This window comes from Azospirillum canadense (assembly GCF_025961225.1).
GTDB classification, from domain to species: domain Bacteria; phylum Pseudomonadota; class Alphaproteobacteria; order Azospirillales; family Azospirillaceae; genus Azospirillum; species Azospirillum canadense.
Window position 1 is genome coordinate 2711488 of sequence record NZ_JAOQNG010000001.1, and the last position, 22885, is coordinate 2734372.

22 protein-coding genes are annotated in these 22885 nt (G+C 68.9%); 20 read left to right on the forward strand and 2 right to left on the reverse strand.

What is annotated here, in order from left to right; translation table 11 throughout:
• The first annotated feature begins 38 nt into the window (after window positions 1-38).
• The 18 genes from M2351_RS12925 to M2351_RS13020 all read left to right on the forward strand — a co-directional run bounded on the left by M2351_RS12925 (window position 39) and on the right by M2351_RS13020 (window position 20479).
• Window positions 39-917, forward strand: a complete 879-nt coding sequence (locus M2351_RS12925) for a LysR substrate-binding domain-containing protein (RefSeq protein ID WP_264656455.1) — start codon at window positions 39-41, stop codon at window positions 915-917.
• 254 nt (window positions 918-1171) lie between these two features.
• The gene (locus M2351_RS12930; protein ID WP_264656456.1) at window positions 1172-2401 is read left to right on the forward strand and encodes an ammonium transporter; all 1230 of its coding nucleotides are present in this window, start codon (window positions 1172-1174) and stop codon (window positions 2399-2401) included.
• A 123-nt stretch (window positions 2402-2524) separates the two neighbouring features.
• On the forward strand, window positions 2525-3214 hold the full coding sequence (gene purQ / locus M2351_RS12935; protein ID WP_264656457.1) for a phosphoribosylformylglycinamidine synthase subunit PurQ: 690 nt from the start codon (window positions 2525-2527) through the stop codon (window positions 3212-3214).
• A 32-nt stretch (window positions 3215-3246) separates the two neighbouring features.
• A complete protein-coding gene (gene purL / locus M2351_RS12940) occupies window positions 3247-5427 on the forward strand; it encodes a phosphoribosylformylglycinamidine synthase subunit PurL (RefSeq protein ID WP_264656878.1) in 2181 nt (726 codons plus the stop codon).
• Window positions 5428-5768: 341 nt separating this feature from the next.
• Window positions 5769-6080 (forward strand): STAS domain-containing protein, encoded by a 312-nt coding sequence (locus M2351_RS12945; protein WP_264656458.1) that lies wholly within the window; start codon window positions 5769-5771, stop codon window positions 6078-6080.
• Window positions 6065-6442 carry a response regulator gene (locus M2351_RS12950; protein WP_319801882.1) on the forward strand — a complete coding sequence of 126 codons (378 nt, stop codon included), beginning with the start codon at window positions 6065-6067 and terminating at the stop codon, window positions 6440-6442. Before M2351_RS12945 ends, M2351_RS12950 begins: the two co-directional genes overlap by 16 nt.
• A gap of 31 nt (window positions 6443-6473) precedes the next feature.
• Window positions 6474-8714 (forward strand): chemotaxis protein CheA, encoded by a 2241-nt coding sequence (locus M2351_RS12955; protein WP_264656460.1) that lies wholly within the window; start codon window positions 6474-6476, stop codon window positions 8712-8714.
• A gap of 9 nt (window positions 8715-8723) precedes the next feature.
• Complete coding sequence (locus M2351_RS12960; RefSeq protein ID WP_264656461.1) at window positions 8724-9275, forward strand: chemotaxis protein CheW; 552 nt, start codon at window positions 8724-8726, stop codon at window positions 9273-9275.
• A gap of 100 nt (window positions 9276-9375) precedes the next feature.
• Window positions 9376-12324 carry a methyl-accepting chemotaxis protein gene (locus tag M2351_RS44930; protein WP_319801883.1) on the forward strand — a complete coding sequence of 983 codons (2949 nt, stop codon included), beginning with the start codon at window positions 9376-9378 and terminating at the stop codon, window positions 12322-12324.
• A 67-nt stretch (window positions 12325-12391) separates the two neighbouring features.
• Window positions 12392-13300 carry a CheR family methyltransferase gene (locus tag M2351_RS12980; RefSeq protein WP_264656462.1) on the forward strand — a complete coding sequence of 303 codons (909 nt, stop codon included), beginning with the start codon at window positions 12392-12394 and terminating at the stop codon, window positions 13298-13300.
• Window positions 13297-13983 carry a chemotaxis protein gene (locus tag M2351_RS12985; protein WP_264656463.1) on the forward strand — a complete coding sequence of 229 codons (687 nt, stop codon included), beginning with the start codon at window positions 13297-13299 and terminating at the stop codon, window positions 13981-13983. The genes M2351_RS12980 and M2351_RS12985 overlap by 4 nt, the downstream gene beginning before the upstream one ends.
• 3 nt (window positions 13984-13986) lie before the next feature.
• Window positions 13987-15066: a protein-glutamate methylesterase/protein-glutamine glutaminase gene (locus M2351_RS12990; protein ID WP_264656464.1), complete on the forward strand. Its 1080-nt coding sequence runs from the start codon at window positions 13987-13989 to the stop codon at window positions 15064-15066.
• A gap of 11 nt (window positions 15067-15077) precedes the next feature.
• On the forward strand, window positions 15078-16244 hold the full coding sequence (locus tag M2351_RS12995) for a methyl-accepting chemotaxis protein (protein WP_264656465.1): 1167 nt from the start codon (window positions 15078-15080) through the stop codon (window positions 16242-16244).
• Between the two features lie 63 nt (window positions 16245-16307).
• Window positions 16308-16613: an STAS domain-containing protein gene (locus M2351_RS13000; protein ID WP_264656466.1), complete on the forward strand. Its 306-nt coding sequence runs from the start codon at window positions 16308-16310 to the stop codon at window positions 16611-16613.
• A gap of 26 nt (window positions 16614-16639) precedes the next feature.
• Complete coding sequence (locus M2351_RS13005) at window positions 16640-17380, forward strand: ATP-binding protein (protein ID WP_264656467.1); 741 nt, start codon at window positions 16640-16642, stop codon at window positions 17378-17380.
• Window positions 17377-18642, forward strand: a complete 1266-nt coding sequence (locus M2351_RS13010; protein ID WP_264656468.1) for a fused response regulator/phosphatase — start codon at window positions 17377-17379, stop codon at window positions 18640-18642. The genes M2351_RS13005 and M2351_RS13010 overlap by 4 nt, the downstream gene beginning before the upstream one ends.
• Complete coding sequence (locus M2351_RS13015; RefSeq protein WP_264656469.1) at window positions 18639-19814, forward strand: PP2C family protein-serine/threonine phosphatase; 1176 nt, start codon at window positions 18639-18641, stop codon at window positions 19812-19814. The genes M2351_RS13010 and M2351_RS13015 overlap by 4 nt, the downstream gene beginning before the upstream one ends.
• A gap of 26 nt (window positions 19815-19840) precedes the next feature.
• A complete protein-coding gene (locus M2351_RS13020) occupies window positions 19841-20479 on the forward strand; it encodes a DUF3800 domain-containing protein (protein WP_264656470.1) in 639 nt (212 codons plus the stop codon).
• A gap of 185 nt (window positions 20480-20664) precedes the next feature.
• Here M2351_RS13020 and M2351_RS13025 read toward each other — a convergent pair whose 3' ends face one another.
• Both M2351_RS13025 and M2351_RS13030 read right to left on the reverse strand, forming a co-directional pair.
• Window positions 20665-21270, reverse strand: coding sequence for a chemotaxis protein (locus M2351_RS13025; protein ID WP_264656471.1), 606 nt, complete (start codon window positions 21268-21270; stop codon window positions 20665-20667).
• 5 nt (window positions 21271-21275) lie between these two features.
• On the reverse strand, window positions 21276-21635 hold the full coding sequence (locus M2351_RS13030) for a response regulator (RefSeq protein WP_264656472.1): 360 nt from the start codon (window positions 21633-21635) through the stop codon (window positions 21276-21278).
• Window positions 21636-21751: 116 nt separating this feature from the next.
• Between M2351_RS13030 and M2351_RS13035 the strand changes: the two genes are divergently transcribed.
• Both M2351_RS13035 and M2351_RS13040 read left to right on the forward strand, forming a co-directional pair.
• On the forward strand, window positions 21752-22225 hold the full coding sequence (locus tag M2351_RS13035; RefSeq protein WP_264656473.1) for a putative toxin-antitoxin system toxin component, PIN family: 474 nt from the start codon (window positions 21752-21754) through the stop codon (window positions 22223-22225).
• A gap of 170 nt (window positions 22226-22395) precedes the next feature.
• Complete coding sequence (locus tag M2351_RS13040; protein ID WP_264656474.1) at window positions 22396-22821, forward strand: hypothetical protein; 426 nt, start codon at window positions 22396-22398, stop codon at window positions 22819-22821.
• Window positions 22822-22885 lie beyond the last annotated feature (64 nt).

Consider the following 22885-nt stretch of genomic DNA (forward strand, 5'->3'; position numbering starts at 1 on the left):
GACTTGTCTTCTCCCGACCCTTGAGAAAAACTCAATCGATGCCGCCCCGTCTGCCCCCGCTGAACGCCCTGCGCGCCTTCGTCGCCGCCGCCCGCCATTCCAGCTTCCGTCTCGCCGCGGAGGAGCTGAGCGTCACTCCCGGCGCGGTCAGCCGGCAGATCCGCACGCTGGAGGACTTCCTCGGCACCCCGCTGTTCGACCGCAGCCAGCGGCAGGTGCGGCTGACGGAGGTCGGGGCGCGCTACTTCACGCGGATGGCCGACCTGTTCAGTGAAATCCAGCAAGCGACCGAGACCATCCTCGACGCGAGTCTCCGCCAGACCATCCGCCTGGACTGCATCCCGACGTTCGCCATGCATTGGCTGCTGCCGCGCCTGCCGCGGTTCCAGCAGGCCTTTCCCGATCTGGAAGTGTCGCTGTCCACCGCCCCCGGCCCCATCGACACGACCCAGCGCTTCGACTACGCGATCCGGCGCGACCCCGCCCATTTCGCCGGGTTGAAGCCCCTGCCGCTGATGGCGGAACACTGCGCGCCGGTGTGCAGCCCGGCGCTGGCGGAGATGGCGTCGATCCGCACGCCGGCCGACCTGACCGGCCAGACCATCATCACCATCCGCGCCCGCACCGACCTGTGGCCGGCCTGGTGCACCGCGCAGGGGCTGGAACTCCAGGCTTTTCGCAGCCGGATGGAGGTGGACCACACCTACTTCGCCATCCAGGCTGCCGAGGACGGGCTGGGAGTCGCGGTCGTGCCCCTGCTGTTCGTGGAGCGCTCCCTGTCCACCGGCCGGCTGACCACGCCGTTGGGCGCCGGGACGGTGGTGTCCGGCCATTATTACCTGTTGGAAAGCCGCCAGCGCGGCCACACCGAGGCGCCGCAGTTCCGCGACTGGCTGATCGCGCAGGCGGGCGCCTGACAGGCTTTCACCACAGAGACGCGGAGACACAGAGAGCGTGGTCTCTCTGTGTCTCCGCGTCTCTGTGGTGACCCATTCACTCCCCGGCACATCGCTTGCAAATACGTCGGCAGCACCAGACGCACCCTGCCCGCCTTTTGGGCGATCCGCCCACTGTTTGCTTCCGAAGCGGGCGATTCAAAGCTTGCGTAAATTTGCCCAATATCGTATCAGTTCGCCTACTTTTTAGGCATCTTGCTGAAGGTTTGGGCAAAATGGGTGCAGCGAAGACCGGCGGAGACGTCCTCTTTGTCCTCATCGGCGCCGTGATGGTGCTGGCCATGCATTGCGGTTTCGCGCTGCTGGAGGTCGGGACGGTCCGGGAGAAAAATCAGGTGAACGCGCTGGTGAAGATCCTGTCGGACTTCGCCATGTCCACCATCGCCTACTTCTTCGTCGGCTACGCGGTGGCCTACGGCGTGGACTTCTTCGCCGACGCCAAGACGCTGGTCGGCAAGGGCGCCGCTGGCTTCGCCGCCTACGGCTACGACCTCGTGAAGTTCTTCTTCCTGGCGACCTTCGCCGCCGCCGTGCCGGCCATCGTGTCGGGCGGCATCGCGGAGCGGGCGAAATTCTGGCCGCAGGCCTGCGCCACGCTGCTGCTGATCGCCTTCTTCTACCCGGCGATCGAAGGCATGGTGTGGGGCACGCGGCTCGGGCTGCAGGACTGGATGACCGCAACCTTCGGCCAGCCCTTCCACGATTTCGCCGGCTCCGTCGTCGTGCACGCCTTCGGCGGCTGGGTGGCGCTGGGCGCGGTGCTGATGCTGGGCAACCGGCGCGGCCGCTACCGCCACAACGGGTCGCTGGTCGCCATCCCGCCGTCCAACATCCCCTTCCTGGCGCTGGGCGCCTGGGTGCTGGCCGTGGGCTGGTTCGGCTTCAACGTGATGAGCGCGCAGTCGCTCGACGGCGTCTCCGGCCTCGTCGCCATCAACTCACTGATGGCCATGGTCGGCGGCATCGTCACATCGCTGGTGATCAGCCGCAACGACCCGGGCTTCGTTCACAACGGCGCGCTGGCTGGGCTGGTGGCGGTCTGCGCGGGCTCCGACGTGATGCACCCGCTGGGCGCGCTGATCACCGGCGGCATTGCCGGGCTGCTGTTCGTCTGGGCCTTCAACAAATGCCAGATCAACTGGAAGATCGACGACGTGCTGGGCGTCTGGCCGCTGCACGGGCTGTGCGGCTTGACCGGCGGCATCCTGGCCGGTGTCTTCGGGCAGGAAAGCCTGGGCGGCATGGGCGGTGTCTCGCTGCCGGCGCAAGCCGTGGGCACGCTGGGCGGTGCGGCCTTCGGCCTGCTCTCCGGCCTCATCGTCTACGGCGCGCTGAAGATGACCGTCGGCATCCGCCTGGACGCGGAGGAGGAGCATCGCGGTGCGGACCTGTCGTTGCACCAGATCACCGCCTATCCCGAGGCGGACGCCCCTGCCCTGCGCTGAACAGGGGGTTATTGCCCCCGATAAGGCCTATATCGGGGGTCGGACCCCTTGCTTTGACGGGGCCGGGCCTTTAGTGTCCGGCCTCGAACCGTTCCCCCCACGACGCCGGATTTCCCAAGCCCCATGAAGGCCGCCGTCATCGTTTTCCCCGGCTCCAACCGCGAACGCGACGCCGTCGCCGCGCTGGAGGCCGCCAGCGGGACCAAGCCGCATCTGGTCTGGCACCGCGACACCGAACTGCCCAAGGTCGACTTGATCCTCGTGCCGGGCGGCTTCTCCTATGGCGATTACCTGCGCTCCGGCGCCATGGCGGCACACTCGCCGATCATGCGCGAGGTGAAGGCGCGGGCCGATCAGGGCGTGCGGGTGCTCGGCATCTGCAACGGCTTCCAGATCATCACGGAGGCGGGGCTTCTGCCCGGCGCCCTGATGCGCAACGCCAAGCTGAAGTTCGTCTGCCGCACCGTGCACCTGCGCGTGGAGAACACGGACAGCCCCTTCACGGCCAAGTACCGCAAGGGGCAGATCGTCCGCTACCCGGTGGCGCACGGCGACGGCAACTACTGGACCGACGCGGAGGCGGTGAAGCGGCTGGACGGCGAGGGCCAGGTGGCCTTCCGCTACGTCAGCGACGCGGGCCGCGACGACGGGCTGTGGAACCCGAACGGTTCGTTGGACGACATCGCCGGCATCTTCAACGCCAAGCGCACCGTGCTGGGCCTGATGCCGCACCCCGAGGACGCGGTGTCCGCCTTCCACGGCAACACCGACGGCAAGCCCCTGTTCGACGGTCTGGTGGAGGCCCTGTCGTGACCACCGCGCAGCAGCCCGAAGTCTCCCTTGAGATGGCCCGCGAGTTCGGCCTGTCCGAAGGGGAATACAACAGCGCCCTGGAGATCCTGGGACGCAAGCCGACCTACACGGAACTGGGCATCATCTCGGTGATGTGGTCGGAGCACTGCTCCTACAAGTCGTCCAAGAAGTGGCTGATGACGCTGCCGACCACCGGCCCGCAGGTTATCTGCGGCCCCGGCGAGAACGCCGGCGTGGTCGATGCCGGCGACGGCGACGCCATCATCTTCAAGATGGAGAGCCACAACCACCCGTCCTACATCGAGCCCTTCCAGGGCGCGGCGACGGGCGTGGGCGGCATCCTGCGCGACGTGTTCACCATGGGCGCCCGGCCCATCGCGAACATGAACGCGCTGCGTTTCGGCTCGCCCGACCACCCGAAGACCCGCCATCTGGTGTCGGGCGTGGTCGCCGGCATTGCCCATTACGGCAACTGCGTCGGCGTGCCGACCATCGGCGGCGAGACGAACTTCCACCCGGCCTACAACGGCAACATCCTGGTCAACGCCATGACCGTGGGCGTCGCCAAGGCCGACCGGATCTTCTATTCGGCCGCCGCCGGCATCGGCAACCCGGTGGTCTATGTCGGGTCCAAGACGGGCCGCGACGGCATCCACGGCGCCACCATGGCGTCGGCCGAGTTCAGCGAGGATTCGGAGGAGAAGCGCCCGACCGTGCAGGTCGGCGACCCCTTCACCGAGAAGCTGCTGATCGAGGCCTGCTTGGAGCTGATGGAGACGGACGCCATCGTTGCCATCCAGGACATGGGTGCGGCCGGCCTGACCTCCTCCTCGGTCGAGATGGCCGGCAAGGGCGGCCTGGGCATCGAGCTGGTGCTCGACGACGTGCCGATGCGCGAGGAGGGGATGACCCCCTACGAGATCATGCTCTCCGAAAGCCAGGAGCGCATGCTGATCATCCTGAAGCCCGGCCGCGAGGACGTCGCCCGCGCGATCTTCGAGAAGTGGGAGCTGGACTTCGCCGTCATTGGCCACCTGACCGACAACGGCAAGCTGGTCATCAAGATGCACGGCCAGACTTGGTGCGACATGCCGATCGCGCCGGTGTCCAACGCCTCCCCGCTCTACGACCGTCCGTGGGAACCGACCCCGGCCGCCGCGGAGCTTGAGGAGTCGGTGCGCGCCCTGCCGGCCGGCAAGACGCTGGGCGACATCCTGGAAAAGATCGTCGCCTGCCCCGACCAAGCCTCCAAGCGCTGGATTTGGGAGCAGTACGACAGCCTGGTGAACGGCGACACCCGCTACATGTCCGGCCAGGCCGACGCGGGCGTGGTGCGGCTGCCCGGCCAGACCAAGGGCATCGCCGTCACCACCGACTGCACCCCGCGCTACTGCCTTGCCGACCCGGTCCGCGGCGGCGCCCAGGCGGTGGCCGAGGCGTTCCGCAACCTGTCCGCCGTCGGCGCCCTGCCGCTCGCCGTCACCGACAACATGAACTTCGGCAACCCCGAGAAGCCGCGGATCATGGGCCAGTTCGTGGGCGCCATCCAGGGCATGGCCGACGCCTGCCGCGCGCTGGACTTCCCGGTCGTGTCGGGCAACGTCTCGCTCTACAACGAGACGAACGGCGAGGCCATCCTGCCGACGCCGGCCATCGGCGCCGTCGGCCTGCTGCCCGACGCCGTGATGGCCGTGGGCATCGCCTTCAAGAACGAGGGCGACACGATCCTCCTCATTGGTGAGACGCAGGGCCACCTCGGCCAGTCGCTTTACCTGCGGGAGATCCTGGGCCGCGAGGACGGCCCTCCGCCGCCGGTCGATCTGGCGGTGGAGCGCCGCAACGGCGACTTCGTCCGCGGCATCGTCCGCGAGGGGCTGGTGGTGTCGAGCCACGACATCCAGGACGGCGGCCTGCTGGTGACCGTGGCCGAGATGGCCATGGCCGGCGGCATCGGCGCCAACCTGTCCGGCCTGGATGGGGCCGACGCCGGAACTCTGTTCGGCGAGGACCAGGGCCGCTATGTCCTGGCCGTCCGCCCTGACAAGGCCGCAGCGGTGCAGGAGAAGGCCAAGGCTGCCGGCGTGCCAGTGACCGTGCTCGGCAAGACCAACGGCACGGCCCTGACCGGCCGCGGCGGCGAGGCGATCACCATCGCCCGCCTGAAAAAGGCCAACGAGGCTTGGCTGCCGGGCTACATGGCCGCCGCCGAGTAATTAAAGCGGATTGCGATCCGCTTTGGACCGCGACGGCGGGTCCGGCCGCCCATGCGGCCGAAGCCCGGCCGGCGAATGAGGCCATATGAATCTAAAGCGAACGGAAGTTCGCTTTAGACGCGATCGACGCGAAAGGCCGGGCGGCGGAAACGTCGTCCGGCCTTTTTTATTTTTGCGGTGCCCGTCCGAAAAAGATCGCCGTCTCCGCACAGGTGTGCGCGCTGGTTGATTCAGGTCAGCCCGGTTGCCTTAACGAATCCTTATACGTGCAGCGGGCATGGTTTTTCCCCGAAACACCGGGGATGGCCCGATCCGCCCGTACGGTCGGCGAGGAGGATGAGGTGACACTGATCAAGTGGAGCGACGAAGGCGGGCAGGTCCGCCTTGGCCTGCCGAGCGACCTCGACCTCCCCATGGCTCAGCCGCTTCTGGAGGGCTTGCGCGCCGGCTTCGGCGCGTCCGACACCGTGATCGCCGACGCGGGCGCGGTGGAGCGCGTCAGCACCGCCTGCATCCAGGCCCTGCTGGCCGCGTCGCGCCACGCCGCCGAACACAACCGCACATTCGCCATCCTGCAGCCGTCCGAGGTTCTGACGGAGGCGTGCGAGGATCTGGGCCTCGCCCCCTGGCTGAAGCAATGGAGCCGAGCGTGAAGAAAAAGGTTCTCACCGTCGATGATTCGCGGACCATGCGGGACATGGTCGCCTTCACGCTGAAGGGCGCGGGCTACGACGTGGTGGAGGCCGGCGATGGGCAGCAGGCGCTGACCCTCATCGGCACCAACAAGGTGGACCTCGTCATCACCGACCTGAACATGCCGGTGATGGACGGCCTGACGCTGATCCGCCGCCTGCGCGCGACACCGGCCCACCGCACGTTGCCGATCCTGATGCTGACCACAGAGGCGGACGAGTCGAAGAAGGCGGAAGGCCGGTCGGCCGGGGCGACGGGCTGGATCGTCAAGCCCTTCAACCCCGACAAGCTGATTTCCGTCGTGCAGAAGGTCTGCGGCTGACGCCGCACTCTTGGCTTGTGAGGGCACGCCCGTGGAAGACCTGAGCCGGTTCAAGCAAACCTACTTCGACGAGAGCGCGGAGCTGCTGGCGGTGGCCGAATCCGGCCTGTTGCGCCTGACGCCCGGCGAGGTGGATTCCGACGAGGTCAACGCCATCTTCCGCGCCGTCCATTCCATCAAGGGCGGCGGCGGCGCCTTCGGCTTCACCGAGCTGGTCGCCTTCGCGCACGAGTTCGAGACGGTGATGGACGGGGTGCGCAACAACAGCATCCCGGTCACGACGGAGCTGGTGGACACGCTGATCCGCGCCAACGACGTGCTGGGCCAGATGCTGGCCTACGCCCGCGAGGAGGCCGCCGCCCCGCCCGGCACCACAGACGACACGGTGGCGGCTCTGCGCCGCCATCTGGCCGGTGGTCCGGCCGAGGTGACCGCGTCGGAGCCCACTCCGACTGTTCAACCCGCCGCCTACCCGGATGACGAGGACGACGAGGCGGGCATCTTCGGCGACGCCATGGCCGCCATCGACGCCGCCCGGACGGAGGCGGAAACGGGAATCGGCGCCCCCGTGCCCGAGGGCAAGCTGCGCTGGACCATCACCTTCCGGCCGAAGCCCGACCTGCTGTTGTCCGGCAACGAGCCGACCTTCATGCTGCGCGCGCTGCGCCGGCTGGGCGACGCCACCATCGACTGCGACCTGCGGAGCCTGCCGCCTCTCCCCGCGCTGGAGGCGGAGCTTCTGTACCTGTCCTGGACGGTCACGCTGGTCGCCGATCCCGACGTGGACCAGGAAAAGATCAACGACGTCTTCGAGTTCGTCGCCGACGAGTGCGACATCCGCATTTCCGTCGAGGCCCCGCCCCCCGCGGTGGTGGCACCCCCGGCAATCCAGGCCTCCACGGATCCGGTGCCGGTGTCGGCCACCCCGCCGGTGCCGGCTGCCACGCCCAAGCCGCCCGATGTCGCCCGGGCCGAACCCGCCAAGCCCCGCCCCAACGCTGGTAACAGCGGTGGCGAGCACGCCGGCCTGACCAGCCACACCATCCGTGTCGACCTGGACAAGATCGACCGGCTGGTCAACATGGTCGGCGAGATGGTCATCACCCAGGCGATGATCGCGGAGCATGTGCGCGACCTGCCGCCCGGCGAGTTCCAGGAATTGCTGGAGGGGCTGGAGCAACTGGCCCAGCACACGCGCGAACTGCGCGAGAGCGTGATGTCCATCCGCGCCCAGCCGGTGTCCAGCGTCTTCTCCCGCATGCCGCGGCTGGTGCGCGAATGCGCCGCCGCGACGGGCAAGGAGGTGCAGCTGGTCACGTCGGGCGAGACGACCGAGGTCGACAAGACGGTGGTGGAAAACCTCGTCGACCCGCTGACCCACATGATCCGCAACTCCATCGACCACGGTCTGGAAGGGCCGGAAGAGCGGGAGCGCATCGGCAAGCCGCGCGCGGGCACGGTGCACCTGTCGGCGCAGCACCGGTCGGGCCGCATCGTCATCGAGATCACCGACGACGGGCGCGGCATCAACCGGCCCAAGGTGCTGTCCAAGGCCATCGAGAAGGGGCTCGTCCAGCCGGGCGCCAGCCTGTCGGACGAGGAGATCGACAACCTGATCTTCCTGCCGGGCTTCTCCACCGCCGACCAAGTGTCCAACCTGTCCGGCCGCGGCGTCGGCATGGACGTGGTGCGGCGGAACATCTCGTCGCTGGGCGGGCGCATCGGCGTCTATTCGGCGCCGGGCGAGGGCTCCCGCTTCGTGCTGTCGCTGCCGCTGACGCTCGCCGTGCTGGACGGCATGGTCATCTCCGTCGGCGAGGAGCGCTTCGTCCTGCCGCTGACCAACATCGTGGAAAGCCTGCGCCCGAAAGCGGCGGACCTGCACGGGCTGGTCGGCAAGTGCGACGTCATGATGGCGCGCGGCGAGTATGTCCGGCTCGTCTACCTGCACCAGCTGTTCGGCATCCCCAAGGCGGTCACCGACCCCACCCGCGCGCTGGTCGTGCTGGTGGAGACGGAGGACGGCGCGCGGCTCGGCCTCGTCGTGGACGAGGTGCTGGGCCAGCAGCAGGTCGTGATCAAGAGCCTGGAGGCCAACTTCCGCCGGCTGGACGGCGTGGCCGCCGCCACCATCCTGGGCGACGGGCGCGTCGCCCTGATCCTGGACGTCGCCGGCCTGCGCGAGATGAGCCGCCATTATGAATCAGGATACTCCCGGCCGCCCGGCCCCGCGCCGGCCGCCCTTCCCGCCCCCGCCCTCGAACCGGTCTGAGGCCAAGCGATGACCACCTCCACCGCGCTGACCACCATCGGCAGCACCCGGACCGACGTCATGTCGGTCAACGCCTCCGAAGAGCAGTACGTCACCTTCACCGTCGGCAGCGAGGAATATGGGGTCAACATCCTGTCCGTGCGCGAGATCCGCGGCTGGACGCCGGAAAGCCGGCTGCCGAACCTGCCGGACTATGTGCGCGGCGTGATCAACCTGCGCGGCATCATCATCCCGATCTTCGACCTGCGCGCCCGCTTCGGCGGCGGCGCCACGCAGGTGACCAAACGCCACGTCGTGGTGGTCATCCAGGTGGGCGAGCGCACGCGCGGCATCCTGGTGGACGCCATCTCCGACATCCTGGCCATCGGCCACGACAGCATCAAGCCGCCGCCCGATGTGGACAGCGGCATGATCGACGCGGAGTACCTGAGCGGCCTCTACACCGCGGACGACCGCATGGTCACCCTGCTGAACGTGGAGAGGCTGTTCTCCGTCGAAGCCGGGGAGGCCGCGGACGCGGCAGCGGCCCGGGTCCCGCTGGCGCTGGAAAAGGCGCACTGAGAACGGGCGACACCGAGGACGGGCGGCGGCGCCGGGGGGAGGCCGCCGAAACACGTCGATATCGCATGAAGAACGGCAAACAAACGCCTGGGGGAAGCGCATGTCGGGTCTGAGCATCTCGAAGCGGTTATGGCTCGCCTTCGGGCTCCTGCTGGCTTTGCTGGTGGCGCAGGTCGGCGCCGCCATGCTCGGCATCCGCAGCCTGAACGACAACGTCGACGCGGTGCTCGCCTCCTCCGACCTGGCGAGCTTCGCCAAGGATTTGTCGGCCCGGCTCGCCAACCAGCGCATTCAGGGCCGCGACTACCTCTTCACCGGCGACCCCAAGACGCTCGACCGCCAGCGCGCGCTTCGCGCCGAGTTCGACCAGGCGATGGCCGGGCATGAGGCCGCCGTTAAGGCGTCGCCGCAGGCCGCCAAGTTCGCCGAGCTGGTCCGCCTGCACGCCGAATACCACGCCCAGTTCGAAGCCGTGCGCGCCCACCGCGAACGCTACGACGCGGCGATCCGGCAGCGCATGGACCCGCTGGGCGCGGCCATCACCGACCGGCTGGAGCGCCTGTCTGAGGACATGCTGGCCTCCGGCGGCAGGGATGCCGCCCTGGCGGTCGGAGAGGCCGCGAAGCATTGGGCACTGGTGCGCCTCTACGCCAACCGCGCCATCGGGATGCGGGATGCCGGCGCGCCGCGCCTGCTCGACGCCAATCTGAAGGAGATGTTGGGGCACATCCGCGAGGCGCAGCCCCTCCTGTCCGATGCCACGCTGCTGCAGGGCCTGCGCGAGGTCGAGGCGCGCGCGCCGGACTACCGCGCCGCCTTCGCCGAGGCCGTCGCCGCCGATCAGGACATCGACCGCCTGCGCGCCGACGTGGTCGCGAAGGTGGTGTCCCGGTTGAACGAGACGCTGGAGGCGGTGGTCGCCGCCGTCCACGCCGAACAGAACGGCATCGAGCGGCAGGCCGAAGGCGAGGTGACGAAGAACCTGATCCTGTCGCTGGCCATCGGCGGCCTATCGCTCCTGCTGGGCATCCTGGCGGCCCGCGCCATCGCGCGGTCCATCGCCGGGCCGGTCAACGGCATCCGCAAGGTCATGGCCGACCTGACCGACGGGCACCTGTCGGTTACGGTCCCGCACACCGACGGGCGCGACGAGCTGGGCGAGATGGCCCGCGCCGTGGACGCCTTCAAGGACGACGCAGTGTCCGCCGTGCGCTCGCGCATCGCGCTGGACCGCGTGTCGGCCAGCATCATGATGGCGGACGCCGACGGCGCGATCACCTACGCCAACGCCTCCCTGCTTGCCATGTTCAAGGCCGCAGAGGCCGACCTGAAGGCGGTCCTGCCCAGCTTCGACAGCAACGGGCTGGTCGGCCGCAACCTCGATTCCCTCCATTCCGATCTTCAGGGCGATCGTCAGAGCGTAGGGGCGCAGCCGCGCGGCGTCCTGACCGGCCTGACCGCCACCCACCGGGGGACGATCAAGGCCGGGCGCCGGACCTTCCAGATCATCGCCAACCCGGTCGCCGGCCGCCATGGGGAGCGGCTGGGCACTGTCATCGAATGGCGCGACCTGACCGACGAGCTGTCCATCGAGGCGGAGATCGCCGGCATGGTCGACAGCGCGGTGCGCGGCGACTTTTCCCGCCGCATCGACCTGGCGGGCAAGGCCGGCTTCTTCCGGCTGGTCAGCGAGGGCATCAACCGGCTGGCCGGCAACGTCTCCGACGTTGCGGAGGAATTGGCCTCGACCCTGGAAATGCTGGCGCAGGGCGACCTGTCGCGCCGCATCGACCGGCCCTACGAAGGCGTGTTCCAGCGTTTGAAGGAGGACTTCAACAACACGGTCGAGAAGCTGTCGGAGATCGTCCGCCGCATCAACGCCGCCGCGGAATCCATCGCCACGGCCAGCGGCGAGATCGCCGAGGGCAGCCTGGACCTGTCCGAACGCACGGAGCAGCAGGCCTCCTCGCTGGAGGAGACGGCGGCGAGCATGGAGGAGTTGGCGGCGACCGTGCGGTCCAACGCCGACAACGCCCAGCAGGTGACCACCGTCGCCAACGACGCCCGCGCCGCCGCCGAACGCGGCGGGAAGGTGGCCGCCAGCGCCGTCGACGCCATGCGCCGGATCGAGCAGTCGTCGCAGAAGATCTCCGACATCATCGGGGTGATCGACGAGATCGCCTTCCAGACCAACCTTCTGGCGCTGAACGCTGCCGTCGAAGCCGCACGCGCCGGCGACGCGGGCCGCGGCTTCGCGGTGGTGGCGCAGGAGGTGCGCAACCTCGCCCAGCGCTCCGCCCAGGCGTCGAAGGAGATCAAGACGTTGATCCTGGACAGCGGCGCGCAGGTGCGCGACGGCGTGGACCTCGTCCGCTCGGCCGGCGCGACCCTGACCGACATCGTATCCGGCATCTCCCGCGTCGCCGACCTCGTGTCGGAGATCGCGCGGGCCACGGCGGAGCAGGCCTCCGGCCTGGACGAGGTGAATTCCGCCGTCGCCCAGATGGACGAGATGACCCAGAAGAACGCCGCCCTGGTCGAGGAAAGCACGGCCGCCGCCCGCTCCCTGGAGGAGCAGGCCGGGCAGCTGCGCCAGCAGATGGCCTTCTTCGCGCTGGACCGTGCCGCCGCGCTCGGGCGCAGCGGAACCGACGACCTGGCGCGCCACGTCCAGCTGATCGAGAACACCAAGATCGATCACCTGACCTTCCGCGAGAACGTGTTGAAAGCGGTGCAGGGCCGCGGCGACGCCACCGCCGACAAGCTGGCCGACCACCATCACTGCCGGCTCGGCAAATGGTACGACACGGTCGGCGACGCGGCCGTGCGCTCCTCCCCCGCCTTCGCGCGGCTGGCCGAGCCGCACGCCCGATTCCACGAGGCCGGCAAGCGCGCGCTGAAGGCCCATGAACAGGGGGACGACGCGGCCACCGCCCGGGCGCTGGAGGATCTGGAACGGCTGTCGGGCACGGTGCTCGGGCTGCTCGACACGCTGGCCGCCGATGTGCGCGCCACAGACCGTGCCCAGCCGCGCGGGCACGCCGCGTGAGCATGGGGGCAACCATGAGCCGCGCCGGGATCGACAGCGCCAGGATAAGCCGCGACGGGGACGGTCCATGACCGCCGCCACGCCCGCATCGCAGAACCCCGCCGCCCCGGCCACCACCCCGGCCGCCGCCGGCCGGCGGGAGTTTCCGTTCGAGAAGCGGCACTTCGAGTTCATCGCGCGCATGCTCCACCAGCTGGCGGGCATCGCGCTCGCCCCGCACAAGGTGGAGATGGTCTATTCCCGCCTCGCCCGGCGGCTGCGGGAGCTGAACCTGGCGGACTTCGACGCCTACTGCGCGCTGCTGGAGGGCGAGGACGGCGGCAACGAGATCGGTTTCCTGGTCAACGCGCTGACCACCAACCTGACCAGCTTCTTCCGGGAATCGCACCACTTCGACTATCTGGCGAAGACGGTCGTCCCCGACATCCGGGGACGGCACGGCGGGGAATCCTCGCACCCGCGGCTGCGCATCTGGTCGGCCGGCTGCTCCTCGGGGCAGGAGCCCTACACCATCGCCATGGTGCTGGCCGCCGCCTTCGGGCCGGAACTGCGGCGCTGGGACGCGAAGATCCTCGCCACCGACATCGACACACACATGATCGAGACCGCCCGGCGCGGCGTCTACCCGGCGGAGGTGGCGGCCAGCATCCCCGGCGCGCTGCGCGACCGCTTCACCCGGCGCCTGCGCGAGGATGGCGAGGCGAAGATCGCGGTGGACGAGGAGCTGAAGCGGCTGATCACCTTCAAGCCGCTGAACCTGCTGGAACACTGGCCCATGAAGGGGCCGTTCGACGCGATCTTCTGCCGAAACGTGCTGATCTATTTCGACCGCGCCGGGCGCACCCAGGTGATCGAGAACTTCGCCCGCCTGCTGGAGCCCGGGGGGTGCCTGTTCCTTGGTCACTCGGAAAGCCTCTACGGCGTGTCCAACCGGTTCCGCCAGACCGGGCCGACCATCTACCGGAGGCTGCCATGACCGGCTTCGCAGGCCGCCGCGCCGCCCAGGCCCGGCCGAACACGCTGCGGGAAGGTGGGACGCGGGATGGCAGCGTGAGGCCGGCCGGTTCCCGGCAGCCCGGCGGCTATTACAACGCGCAGTTCCAGGCCCACACGCTGAAGGTCTTCCTGGGGCATCACCTGGTCAGCGAGCGGTCGGACGTGATGATGGTCACCACACTCGGCTCCTGCGTGGCGGCCTGCGTCCACGATCCCGCGGCGGCCATCGGCGGCATGAACCATTTCCTGCTGCCCGAGGTGCCGGAATCGGAGGATGGCGGGGCCAGCGCTGCGGCGCGCTATGGCTCGGTCGCCATGGAGAGGCTGATCAACGACCTGCTGTCACGCGGCGCCCGCCGCGACCGTCTGGAGGTGAAGCTGTTCGGCGGCGCCCGCGTCATCGATTCCAGCTTCGACGTCGGGCAGAGCAACGCCCGCTTCGCGCTGGACTACGTGCGGCGCGAGGGGCTGAAGCTGGTCGGGCAGGACCTGGGCGGCGGCTCGGCCCGGCGGGTCCATTACTTCCCGAACACCGGCAAGGCCCTGCGCAAGCTGCTGCGGCCCGAGGCCCTGTCGGAGACGGCGCACCAGGAACTGCATTTCCGCTCCACCCTGCGGCAGCAGCCGATCGAGGGCGACGTGGAACTGTTCGGAGAGGATTGAGCCATGCCCCATTCCATCCGCACGCGCCCAATTCGCGTGGTCATCGTGGACGACAGCAGCCTGATGCGGGAGATGCTGAGGTCCATCCTGTCCGAGGAGCCCGGCATCGAGGTGGCCGGCGTTGCCCGCGACCCTTACGAGGCGCGCGAGGTCATCAAGCACACCAACCCGGACGTGATCACGCTCGACATCGAAATGCCGCGCATGGACGGGCTGTCCTTCTTGGAAAAGATCATGACGCTGCGCCCGACGCCGGTGGTCATGGTCTCCTCCCTGACGCGGGAAGGCTCCGACGCGACGATCCGCGCGCTGGAGATCGGCGCCGTGGACTGCGTCGCCAAGCCCGACGGCGCCGAAGGCCACGGCGTTGAGGCGATGGCGCAGGAACTGATCGGCAAAATCCGCGTCGCCGCCACCGCGCGCCTGTCGATGCGGCGCCCCCTGCAGGCGGCATCCCCCACCCTGCCGACGCCGCGGCGGGCCGGGTCGGGCACGCGCTTCATCGCCATCGGCGCCTCCACCGGCGGGGTGGAGCGCATCCGCGACGTGCTGGCCGTGATGCCGGCCGACTGCCCGCCCATCGTCATCACCCAGCACATGGGGCCGAGCTACGTGCCGAGCTTCGCCGCCCGGCTCGACCGGTTGTCGGCGCCATCGGTGCGGCTCGCCACCCAGGGGGCGCGCTTGGCCCAGGGCGTGGTCCACATCGCCCCCGGCGACCGGCACTTGGTCGTCATCCGCGACGCCCAGGGCTATTCCTGCCACATCCAGGATGGCCCGCCGGTCAGCGGCCACCGCCCGTCGGTCGACACGCTGTTCTCCTCCGTCGCCCGCGCGGCGGGGGCCAACGCGGTCGGCGTGATCCTGTCGGGCATGGGCCGCGATGGGGCGGCGGGCCTGCTGGCCATGCGCGAGGCCGGGGCCTACACGATCGGCGAGCAGGAATCGAGCTGCGTCGTCTATGGCATGCCGCGCGCCGCCAAGGAGGCCGGCGCCGTCGCCATTGAGCTGCCGCTGGCCCAGATCCCGGCCGAAATGCTGCGCGCGTTCGACGCCATCGGCGATCGACCGCGGGCGAACTGAGGAGCACCACCATGTCTTACGACCGGTCTTTCCGCGGATCGCACGAGGGCGGCGACCACGCCCCCCACCCGGCGGCTGAACTGGAATCGCTGGGAACGGTGTCGCCCGCCGCGGCGGAAAAGCTCCCCGTCACCGCCGACCTGCTGTCCACTTGGATGGGCTACGCCGACGTGCAACGCCGCACGCTGGAGGCCATCCAGCACGAGCTGTCGCGCACGTCGGACACGGTGGAAACCGCCACGCTTGATCTTTCCTCCCGCTTCCGCGAGCTGGCCGAGAAGGCCATGGAGCAGTCGCTCCGGGTGGAGCAGATCGTCAGCATGGCCGGGTCGATCGCCATCGACGGCGAGCGGGTGCCGATGGACCAGCTGGTCGTCGGCATGCAGGACATGATCGCGGACATGATCGCCAACATCGTCACCCTGTCGCGCCACGCCATGAGCATGGTCTACCTGCTGGACGACGTGCAGAAGGACGTGTCGGAGCTGGAGAAGTCCATCGCCGACATCGACGTCATCAACCGGCAGACCAACTTCCTGGCGCTGAACGCCACCATCGAGGCAAGCCGCGCCGGCGAGGCGGGCCGCACCTTCGCCGTGGTGGCGCAGGAGGTGCGGCACCTGTCCCGCTCCACCGGGGAACTGGCCGACCGCATGCGCTCCAAGGTCACGGCCGTGGTCAAGGGCGTGCGCAACGGCCACGACATCCTGCGCCAGATCGCCAACACCGATATGTCGCCGCAGATGCTCGCCAAAGAGCGGGTGGACAAGACCATGGAGAGTCTGGTCGACCAGACCAACCACTTCCAAAGCGTGCTGGAGACCGCCGCGACGGTGTCGTCCGACATGTCCTCGACCATCGGGCACATGGTCACGGGCATGCAGTTCCAGGACCTGACCAAGCAGCGGCTGGAAGCCATCAATGACAGCCTGGCCATCATGTCCGCCGGCTTGGACGAGCTGGAGAACCGAACCCGCGTCGAATTGCCCGCTTCCTTGAACGGGCGCGTTCCGCAGGAATGGCTCGACGAACTACTTGGCCGTTTCAAGCTGAGCGAGATGCGGCAGCGGTTCGTGCGGAAACTGTTGTTGGAAGGGACGGCGCTCGACGAGCACGGCGTGCTTGACGTGGATGCCGGCCACGACGACAGTTCCGGCGGCGACATCGAACTCTTCTGATCACGCTTACGGGTCTGGCCGGCAACGGCCCCCGCCCCACGACCCTGCAGGGACATCCGACCGATGGATTACGGAATAGAGGACAAGGACCAGGAGACCGTCGTTCGGCTGCGCGGCCGCTTGACCTTCAACGACCACGCCAAGCTGCGCGCGCTCATCCGCGAGATGCTGCAGACCAAGGCGAAGCGGCAAGTCCTCGACCTGTCCGCGCTGGAATTCGTCGATTCCGCGGGCATCGGCATGCTGCTGATCGCGCGGGAGGAGATGTCCAACGTCGACAAGCTGCTGATCCTGCGCGCCGCCGCCGGGCAGGTGAAACGCGTGCTGACGGTGGCGCAGCTCAACAAGATCGTGGCGATCGAGGACTGATCCCCTTGGCGCCGGACCGCCCCCCCATGGACCACCATCCCATGGAGCAGCCACGCGTCGCCGCCCTGCATGGGCTGGGCGTTCCGCCCGAACGGCTGGAACGCCTGTCCGCGGCGCTGCAGCTTCCCCTGTGGCGGCGCGGCGACTCCGCGACCCCGACGCGCGGTGCCGCGACCGTTCTCGCTCTGCTCGACGGCGTCGACAGCGCCGAGGCGGCGGAGTCCTGGGCGCGGCCCATTGCCGCATGGATCGAGGTGGGCACCCTGTCCGACGCCGCCTTGGGCGATGCCGCCGGGCGGGCGCGGCGGGCCGACCTGTTCGCCTTCCTGACCACGGCGACGGCGAACCACGTCCAGCTCGCCGCGCGCATCGTCCGGGCCATCACCGACCTGCACCCGCTGCCGGAAGCCCAGCGCGACGACATGGAGCTGGCGTTCCACGAGGCCGTCAGCAACGCGCTGGTGCACGGCAACCTTCAGGTCGAGGGCATGAAGGGGCTGAGCGTCGCGGCGCTGGAGCGCTTCTCCCAGGACCTCGCGGCGCGCTTGGCCGATCCGGCCTTCGCCAACCGCCGGATCGAGGTCGCCGTCTGGCTGGAAGCCGACGGCATCCTAGTCGAGGTCGCCGACGAGGGACCCGGCTACGCCCGTCCGGAGCACATGGAGTTCGGCGCGTCGGGCCGCGGGCTGGACATGATCGCGGCCATAGCGGAGGAGCTTCAGCTGCTGGACGGCGGCCGGCGCATCCGCATGAGGTTCCCGCTATGACCGGGGCGGCGGTGGCGGGCTCAAACGCCGTGGAGCAGGAAGACCGGGCTCTGGAAGACCGGCCTGCCACAGCCGATTGCCACATCTTGGTGGTCGACGACACCGACTTCAACCGCACCCTGATCGGGGCGCTGCTGACCGAGGCGGGCTTCCACGACATTGCTTACGCCAAGGACGGGTTCGACGCGCTTTCGCAGATCGCGGCGCGCACACCGGATCTGGTGATCCTGGACATCATGATGCCGGGCATGGACGGGTTCGAGGTCTGCCGGCGCCTGCGCGCCGACCACGCCTACGCCGACCTGCCGGTGCTGGTGCAGACCGCCCTGTCATCCAGCGACGACCGCAACAAGGCCTTCGCCGCCGGCACCACCGACCTGATCTCCAAGCCGCTGGACCGGGCGGAGCTGCTGGCCCGCGTGCGCATCCACCTGGAAAACCGCGTCCTGATCCGCGACCTGCAGTGCTACCGCGCGCGCGTGGAGGGGGAACTGGCGATGGCGCGGTCCATGCACGACCACCTGCTGCCCTCCCCCGCGCTGCGCGCTGCGCTGAAGGGCAGCGCCGGGGTGGACCTCCGCTCCCACATCCTGCTGTCGTCCGACATGGGCGGGGACCTCTGGGGCGTCCTGCCGCTGGACGCCGGGCGCTTCGGCGTGTTCCTGCTCGATATGGCCGGGCGCGGCGTGTCGGCGGCGCTGAACGCCTTCCGTATGCACACGCTGATCCACGAACTGGCGCCGACGCTGGGCGACCGGCCAGACGCCTTCCTGGCGGAGCTGAACGACCGCGCCGTCAGCCTGCTGGAGTTGGGGGAACACGCGACGGTCATCTACGGCGTCGTGGACAGCACCGCCGGGCGCTTCACCTACGCCGCGGCGGCGGCGACCCACCCCCTGGTGATCCCGCCCGGCGGAGCGGCGCTGTTGTTCGGCAACGCAACAGGCCTGCCGGTGGGCATCACCGCAGGCAACCGCTACGACGCGTGCACGCTGCCCTTCCCGCCCGGCGCCCGGCTCGCGCTCTATTCGAACGCCGTGCTCGACGCGCTCAGCGATGAGCCGGTCGATGACGGGAATAATGACGGGAACGATGGTGACGATCGCCCGGCCTTCGATCGCAAGGTCATGGCGGCGGTGAGCGTTGCGGGAGACGACGGCGACGCCTTCGCGACCCTCACCGCGGCGTTGGCTGCGGCGCTGGGGGAAACGCCGCCGGACGACCACACGCTCGTCTGGATCGAGCGCGGGGCGGCGGCATGAACGACCATCCCGGCCCCGCCCCAATCCTGGAAAACGCGCGCGTGATGGTGGTCGACGACAACCGCGTCAACCGTCACCTGCTGCTCGCCCTGCTGGAACGCGGCGGCGTCCGGCACATCGAAATGGCCGAGGACGGCAACGACGCGCTGGCCCGCATGGAACAGTTCCGGCCGGACATGATCCTGCTGGACCTGATGATGCCGAACCTGGACGGGTTCGAGATGTGCCGGCGCCTGCGCGCCGACCCGACCTGGAAGGATCTGCCCGTGCTGGTGCAGTCCAGCCTGAACCGGGCGGAGGACCGCGCCAAGGCCTTCGCCGCCGGGGCGACCGACTACGTCACCAAGCCGATCAACGCCGTGGAACTGCTGGCGCGCGTGCGCATCCACCTGCAGAACCGGGCGCTGCTGCACGACCTGCGGATGTTCCGCGAGCGCACGGAAACCGAACTGGCGCTCGCCCGCAAGATGCAGGAACGGCTGCTGCCGACGCCGGACCGCCTTGCGGAGCTGGAAACCTCCACCGGCGTGCGCATCCACGCCCATTTTGCGCCGTCGTCGGAGCTGGGCGGGGACTTCTGGGATCTGCGGATCGACGGCCGGGGCCGGCCCGTCGTGACGATGGTGGACTTTTCCGGCCATGGCGTCGGGGCGGCGCTGAACACCTTCCGCCTGCACGCCATCGGGCAGCAGATGGACTTCTCCGACTTTTCGCCCGCCGCCTTCCTGGCCACGGTCAACAAGCGCCTGTGCGCGCTGCTGCCGAACGGGCAGTTCGCGACGATGCTGGCCGGAGTGGTCGATCTGGAGGAGAACCGCTTCGTCTACGCGTCGGCCGGCGCGACGCGGCCGATGCTGTGGGCGCCGGGCGACGCCGAACCGACGCTGGTCGACAGCGCCGGCCTGCCGCTCGGCCTGCTGTCCTCCGCGACGTACGAGGAGCGCTCCGCCCCGCTGCCGGCGGGCGGACGGCTGTTCCTCTATTCCGACGGCGCCATCGAGATCCCGGTCGGCAACGACGTGCTGGACGAACCCGGCCTCGCCTCCATGGTCGCCGCGCGGATCGGCGAGACGGACGACCGGCGCTTCCTCGACGGCATCCTCGACGCGCTGCGCGCCACCGGCCCCATCGACGATGACCTCACCGCCCTGGTGCTGACGCGGACGGGGTGAGCGGTTGACGACGTCCTGCGAACCCCATGCACATCTTCTGTGACGAATCCGGCGGGACCGGACGGGACGACAGTCTGTTCCTCGTCGCCGCGGTGGCGCTGTCCGCGGACGAGGCCACGCGCATCATGAAGAAGTTCCGCAAGGCCACAGGACTGCGCGGCGAGGTCAAGGGCAGCCGGTTGACGGACAAACACCGGAAGATCTTCTTCGATTTGCTGGACCGAAGCCCATGGCCGCAGGCGAGCGTCGTCTTTTGCCGAGGGTTGGACCAGATTGGCAGTTGGGCGCTCGCCGCGTTGGACGACCATGAGCTGTGGGCCGAGTTGGTCATCGAGAGCACGCTCTGGCTTGGCGAAAGGTCCACCATCGCCATCTCCGCCGACCGGCGGTACAACGGCGCGCGGCAGCACGGCGTTCATGACTCCATCGTTGCCGGCCTCTCAGGCCGCACGCGGGCGAACCGCGTCACCGTGCAATTCGTCGACAGCCAAGCCAGCGATGGCGTGCAGATCGCCGACATCATCGCGAACACGGCTTATCGGGACATACCAACCCTATGGATCGGGGAAAAATCCGAAAGGTCGTCCACCACAGCGAAAATCGCGATACGGCCGGTTGAGCTGAAGGCCAGGCGCCCGCAATGGCTCGAACTCGAAGCAAGCTGAAACCAAAAGAGCCGTCCCGAAGGACGGCTCTGATTGGGAGTCGGCACACCGACGATGGTCCTGCCTCAAGTCACTAGCGGGGCCATACAGCCCCTCCTTAGCGGGCGACGGTTGCGGTGCTTGCGCACGCTTACCACGACACCCCTTGAAGATAGGCCCAGGGCCGCCCCTTCGTCAAGGCAGCCTCAAAGACTCGCCAGCGCCTTCCGGATGGCCTCGCGGAAGCCGTCGAGGGAGGCGATGTTCAGCAGAAACAGCACTTGGCCGCAGGCGTCGCCCGTGGCCAGCGCGACGTCGATGCGCACGAACAGGATTGGGTCTTCGTCGGCAGCGCCGATGATCTCCGCCGGCTGGCCGGTGCAGCAGCAGGGCAGCGCGCCGGAAACCTCGCTCTCCACAAGGTTCGACAGGCTGGCGAGGCAGCCGTTCAGGATGATGTTGCCGATCTCCGTCAGCGCGTCCAGCTCGACCTCGCCCGGCGCGCTGGCGGCCGGATCCACGGGCATCACGCGCCCGACCAGGGCGAGCGTCCCGCGTTCCGGAAAGATCAGCATCGCCTGGCCGGTGAAGGGACCGCTGAAGTCCCCCTGCACCGCGCAGACGCGCGCGGCGGCATCGGCGTCGAATTCGTGGGCGATGCGGGAACGGCTGGACACCGACAAGGAGGGCACCGACAGTTGGACCTCCTCGCCGATCATGTCGCCGAGGGCGGCGGCCGACTGTCCCATGCCGATGTTGAACAACTCGGCGATCGCGTCGGCCTCGTCGGGGTCGAGGGAGAGCAGCGGCATGGCGATCACTGCCCCGCCGCGGCCAGGAACTCGCGGATCTTGTCGGAGGTGATGGGCTTCGGAATGAACCGGCAGCCGAGCGCCTCCGCCTTCTTTCTCAAGGCGTCCTGCACGTTGGCGGTCAGGATGCCGATGGTCAGGCCGGGGAACAGCTCCTTCAGCTTCGCGGACAGGGTCAGCCCGTCCATCCCCGGCATGTTGTAGTCCACGATCGCCGCCACCGGGACGGCTTCGCCCAGCTTGCCCAGCGCCTCGTCGCCGCCGGCCGCCGACAGGATGGTCCAGTCCGGCCGAAGCGAGGCGATCACGCTGCCGACCATGTCCCTGGCGAGACGGCTGTCGTCGACGATCAAAACTGTGGTCATTCCGGGCCTGGTCCGTGAAGATTGCGTGCGGTGCAGGGTCTTTTTACCCCAAATGGATTTGCCGCCTCAAGCCGCGGCTTCCCGCACCGTCGGCGGCGCCCTATGCTGGCGGCGCCATGACCCCACCCCTCCACGCCACGCGGCGGAACGAGCCATTTCGCGTCGTGCTCGACACCAACATCCTCGTCGCCTTCGCCCTGCTTGGCGATGAGGTTCCGCGGCGCAACCTCGCGATCCGGGACTGTGTCGCGGCGGTGCGGGCGCAGGGTCGGCTGTTCGCCTCGGACGCCACGCTGGCGGAACTGCGCGTCGTGCTGATGCGGCCGACGTTCGACCGGTACAAGCCGGCAGACCAGCGCGAGGCCTTCCTGGCGGTCCTGGAGGCGGAGATCTGCCGGCTGGCGTCCGTGCCCGACGTCCGGCTGTGCCGCGATCCGGAGGACGACATGTTCCTCGCCGTGGCGTTGGCCGCCGACGCCGACTGGCTCGTCACGGTGGACCGGCAGCTCCTGTCCGTGCGCAGCGTCGGCCGCACGCGCATCCTCCGCCCGGAGCGGCTGCTGGAACAGCTGTCGGCGCAGGCCATCTGATCGGACCGGGCACGGCCAAGCGGGTGAGTTCGCACTTTGTGCTCGACAAGCCGGTCTCGTTCCATAGAATGAACAGAGAACACTTCGCAAACCGCGGGTGAACAGTTTCGCGTGAACCGTTTTGTGTGACGAGTTTCGTGTGAACAGCGGGTAATCGGCGGGTGAGTCGGATGAGCACGCAACCCCTTCTGTTTGACAGCCTGCCCGAAACGGAACGGGCGCGCAAACCGGCCCGCCGGTCGCGCGCCACCACGGTCGCCGAGCCGATGGCCGTCGACGTGGTGCGCGAGGCCGTGGCGACGCTTCCGGCGGCCGGCCCGTCCACAATCCCCATGGCGCTCGTTCCGCCCACCGCCCCGGTGGAGCAGCCCTTTGACCCCGCCGCCCTGACCAACGCGGAACTGCGCGCGCTGGTCCAGGCCTTGCCGGACCAGAAGCTCGCCCATCTCCTGGCCGAGTCGGCCCGCGAGTTGAAGCGGCGCGTCGCCCCGGATGGGTGGGAAGAGGACGCCGAGTCCGGCCCCTTCGAACCGAATCCGATCCTGCTGCGCGCGGCGCGCCAGACGGTCGGGGAACTGTCCGGAGATGATAGTTAGCCCATCCAACATTTCCGCTTTCATGACCTTCGGCGTGGGAAAGTTTACGCGACAAGACACGCCC

Bases quoted from the DNA above. Each gene is read 5' to 3' on its own strand.
- M2351_RS44930 (WP_319801883.1), top strand. From the start codon at position 9,376: ATGTCGGGTCTGAGCATCTCGAAGCGGTTATGGCTCGCCTTCGGGCTC.
- purL (WP_264656878.1), top strand. From the start codon at position 3,247: ATGGCCCGCGAGTTCGGCCTGTCCGAAGGGGAATACAACAGCGCCCTG.
- M2351_RS13020 (WP_264656470.1), top strand. From the start codon at position 19,841: ATGCACATCTTCTGTGACGAATCCGGCGGGACCGGACGGGACGACAGT.
- M2351_RS12925 (WP_264656455.1), top strand. From the start codon at position 39: ATGCCGCCCCGTCTGCCCCCGCTGAACGCCCTGCGCGCCTTCGTCGCC.
- M2351_RS13015 (WP_264656469.1), top strand. From the start codon at position 18,639: ATGAACGACCATCCCGGCCCCGCCCCAATCCTGGAAAACGCGCGCGTG.
- M2351_RS12930 (WP_264656456.1), top strand. From the start codon at position 1,172: ATGGGTGCAGCGAAGACCGGCGGAGACGTCCTCTTTGTCCTCATCGGC.
- purQ (WP_264656457.1), top strand. From the start codon at position 2,525: ATGAAGGCCGCCGTCATCGTTTTCCCCGGCTCCAACCGCGAACGCGAC.
- M2351_RS13040 (WP_264656474.1), top strand. From the start codon at position 22,396: ATGAGCACGCAACCCCTTCTGTTTGACAGCCTGCCCGAAACGGAACGG.
- M2351_RS13000 (WP_264656466.1), top strand. From the start codon at position 16,308: ATGGATTACGGAATAGAGGACAAGGACCAGGAGACCGTCGTTCGGCTG.
- M2351_RS12960 (WP_264656461.1), top strand. From the start codon at position 8,724: ATGACCACCTCCACCGCGCTGACCACCATCGGCAGCACCCGGACCGAC.
- M2351_RS12980 (WP_264656462.1), top strand. From the start codon at position 12,392: ATGACCGCCGCCACGCCCGCATCGCAGAACCCCGCCGCCCCGGCCACC.
- M2351_RS12995 (WP_264656465.1), top strand. From the start codon at position 15,078: ATGTCTTACGACCGGTCTTTCCGCGGATCGCACGAGGGCGGCGACCAC.
- M2351_RS13025 (WP_264656471.1), bottom strand. From the start codon at position 21,270: ATGCCGCTGCTCTCCCTCGACCCCGACGAGGCCGACGCGATCGCCGAG.
- M2351_RS12990 (WP_264656464.1), top strand. From the start codon at position 13,987: ATGCCCCATTCCATCCGCACGCGCCCAATTCGCGTGGTCATCGTGGAC.
- M2351_RS12985 (WP_264656463.1), top strand. From the start codon at position 13,297: ATGACCGGCTTCGCAGGCCGCCGCGCCGCCCAGGCCCGGCCGAACACG.
- M2351_RS13005 (WP_264656467.1), top strand. From the start codon at position 16,640: ATGGACCACCATCCCATGGAGCAGCCACGCGTCGCCGCCCTGCATGGG.
- M2351_RS13035 (WP_264656473.1), top strand. From the start codon at position 21,752: ATGACCCCACCCCTCCACGCCACGCGGCGGAACGAGCCATTTCGCGTC.
- M2351_RS13010 (WP_264656468.1), top strand. From the start codon at position 17,377: ATGACCGGGGCGGCGGTGGCGGGCTCAAACGCCGTGGAGCAGGAAGAC.
- M2351_RS13030 (WP_264656472.1), bottom strand. From the start codon at position 21,635: ATGACCACAGTTTTGATCGTCGACGACAGCCGTCTCGCCAGGGACATG.
- M2351_RS12950 (WP_319801882.1), top strand. From the start codon at position 6,065: ATGGAGCCGAGCGTGAAGAAAAAGGTTCTCACCGTCGATGATTCGCGG.